Source organism: Holospora undulata HU1, from assembly GCF_000388175.3.
GTDB lineage: Bacteria > Pseudomonadota > Alphaproteobacteria > Holosporales > Holosporaceae > Holospora > Holospora undulata_A.
This window is the reverse complement of the sequence record NZ_ARPM03000039.1, coordinates 1-2,462: the sequence shown is the minus strand read 5'-3', so window position 1 is coordinate 2,462 and position 2,462 is coordinate 1. Positions and strand designations below refer to the sequence as shown.

The window sequence follows — 2,462 nt, the reverse complement described above, 5'->3', positions numbered from 1 at the left end:
AAATAGTATCAAAGAACAAATAGTATTGCCGGTTTGGTTAATAACACGCCGATAGCACCAACAGGTTTTAGATTTTGCGAGATATTATGATTCCAAACTGGGGTAGAAAAATTTCTGATCAAGAAACTAAAGCACGGTCAAGGTGTTAATGAATAATGCCTCTTTTCATAAATTCAAAAAAAGTAGAGAATGTAATAGAATCTGTAAAGAATCTGTAAAATGCAGTATAATCTTTCTACCTCCTTACTCTCCTGATTTGAATCCAATAGAGAAATTCTAGGCTAATATGAAAAGGGGGATTGAATGCTCTATTCGACGCTGTTTCGTGGTTTTTTAACATATCAACCTAAACTACTATATGATGATAGTTATGCAAGAGGTCTGCTAAATCCCTCCACAGAATACCTTTGCGATAATGATGCAAAACATCCTCCACAAACAGGAAATTATCTTTGGTTGCATCCCATTGGTTTTGAAGAAAAAGATCCTTTATACTACTGATCATTAAACGACGCACTCTCAAAAAAGAAAAACAGAAAAAATCAACTTAATTGAGAGCGAACTTTAATACTTGGAAAACACTTAACAAAAAATTAAAAAATAAAAAAAATTATTAAGATAATCAGCTAAATTTTTACTTATTTTTCTAATTTTAACTTTCCTTGAAAAAACACCTCAAGCCCAAGTGCGTACAAAATTAGGAAGCTTAACAGCAATCAGTCTCTTTAATCCATTTGTAACGGACCAACAATTTTTTGATGAAATTCTTTCAATTCCTCGGGAAGATCTTTTAAAAAGTGAAAATGAAATTTCAGCCTTTCTTTTAGCGCCTTGTTAAACCCTTCAGAAAAATCCTCAAATTTTGAATCTGTGGATTTTAAATAAAACAAAAACATTTCAGGCGCCTCAGTAAACATCAATGAAAGCAAATTGTCTTTTACATTTTCAGAAGAAAAATGAAAATACCACTCTTTTCCTCCATTGTCTCTATCTTTGATTATCTTCATTATAGAACTTAATTCTTCTTTTTCAATCCCATCAAAAACATCTAGAATGCGTATGTTTCCTAATGATACATCATGAAGCGCACTCCAGATAAGGTTTGAGCTACTTTCTATTTCTTCTAACTTCCCCTTAAATTTTAAATATTGAAAAAACAAAGATCCTCTTTCACTGAGCTTATACACCCAGTGTTCTTTTGAATTTTTATCTAAAAGATCAAACGTTTCAAAGAAAATTTTTAACATTTCTGGATCTCTCTTTTTTAAAGAGTTTGAATCAGTATCTAAAAAATTGAGCGTCTCTTTTACCTCATCATCCAAACGAATTCTTTCTAGAACGCCTTTAATTAGCTCTATTTCGTTATTTTTGAGCGATGAAATAGAAACAATTCTACCTTCTTCGTTTTTACGTAAATCACTTAAGCATAAAAAAAATTTTTTATAGTTTATAAATTTCTTTTCTTTACTAACAATATTTTCTAAATACTCTTTACTTTTTTCTTTATTAGAAAAAGCTTGGAAACAGATGAAACAAGTTAATAATAATAAAAATTTCATAAAAAAAAATAAAACGTTAGTTTCTACTATTAAAGTATAAATTGTTTTTTAAAAAAAACAAGATAATTTTTATTATAGCTAAAACAGCTTGAATTGGCAAAGCTATAATTGTAATTGGGTTTATATCTGGCTTGCAAAGGGGGTTACAGCTTGGGTGCTACCAAACCTTCCAAAAGAAAGCAGTAGCGTTATGGATAATACCACTTTCCATAAAAGAAAAGCTATGCAAAACATGCTAGAAGGTGCCACAGTTTGATTTATTTGCCTCATTATTCCCCTGATCTTAATCCTATTGAGAAAAAATGGCCCTAAGCCAAACATGTAAGAAGAACATTAACCTGTTCAATTGATCTCTTATTTCAATTCCATTTTTCGCAATCTTTATACTGATTTAGCTATATTCCTACTGAGTCAGCAAAATACCTGAATGTCAATGAAAATAAAATTTTATACAGCGAATATATTAATTTAGGTAGAATTAGATATTTTAAAGAACCACGAAATAGCGTCGAATAGAGCGTTGAAATTGACAACCTGTATGCATGATTTAGCTATCTTTCTTAATAGGATCATGGAATGGGCTATCATACTCATGTTTTCAGCAGTCGCTGTGGCAATTTCATAATCTTTAGATACCCTTCGCAAATGATTTAGCCATGCAAATGTTCTTTCGACAATTCAACGCTTTGGCAAGTATGGCCCATCCTTGAGATATGCGCTCTGAGGTTGCTATAGTTTTATTCAATACTGTTTCTTACAAATTCCTCCAGGGGTTTTCTATATCCAGCATCTACACACACTTCCTTTAATGTAGGATAATTTTTGCACCGCTTCCTTAAAAACTCTGCACCCAGCACCTGTGTCATTGGCCTTATGAACCGTGATATGGAGCAGATTGCCTTG

The 2,462-nt window shown here is 31.7% G+C and carries 5 protein-coding genes and 1 pseudogene; 2 read left to right on the top strand and 4 right to left on the bottom strand.

Annotated features, from left to right (window positions below; genetic code table 11):
• The first annotated feature begins 148 nt into the window (after positions 1-148).
• Entirely contained in the window at positions 149-280 is a 132-nt protein-coding gene (locus K737_RS11650) for a transposase (RefSeq protein ID WP_407636430.1), read from the top strand.
• A gap of 445 nt (positions 281-725) precedes the next feature.
• Here the strand turns inward: K737_RS11650 and K737_RS00500 are convergent, their stop codons facing one another.
• Together K737_RS00500 and K737_RS10805 are read right to left on the bottom strand one after the other, a co-directional pair.
• Positions 726-1,559 carry a hypothetical protein gene (locus K737_RS00500; protein WP_006295649.1) on the bottom strand — a complete coding sequence of 278 codons (834 nt, stop codon included), beginning with the start codon at positions 1,557-1,559 and terminating at the stop codon, positions 726-728.
• Between the two features lie 120 nt (positions 1,560-1,679).
• Positions 1,680-1,829, bottom strand: coding sequence for a hypothetical protein (locus K737_RS10805; protein ID WP_235075637.1), 150 nt, complete (start codon positions 1,827-1,829; stop codon positions 1,680-1,682).
• Between K737_RS10805 and K737_RS11645 the strand changes: the two genes are divergently transcribed.
• Entirely contained in the window at positions 1,812-1,871 is a 60-nt protein-coding gene (locus K737_RS11645; RefSeq protein ID WP_152531003.1) for a hypothetical protein, read from the top strand. The two genes, K737_RS10805 and K737_RS11645, sit on opposite strands and share 18 nt — an antisense overlap.
• Before the next feature lie 240 nt (positions 1,872-2,111).
• On the opposite strand, the pseudogene K737_RS11640 reads toward K737_RS11645, so the two are convergent.
• Positions 2,112-2,237: pseudogene (locus K737_RS11640) on the bottom strand (IS5/IS1182 family transposase); the annotation flags it as partial.
• 59 nt (positions 2,238-2,296) lie between these two features.
• The gene (locus K737_RS11320) at positions 2,297-2,425 is read right to left on the bottom strand and encodes a hypothetical protein (RefSeq protein ID WP_268743834.1); all 129 of its coding nucleotides are present in this window, start codon (positions 2,423-2,425) and stop codon (positions 2,297-2,299) included.
• Between the last annotated feature and the right edge of the window lie 37 nt (positions 2,426-2,462).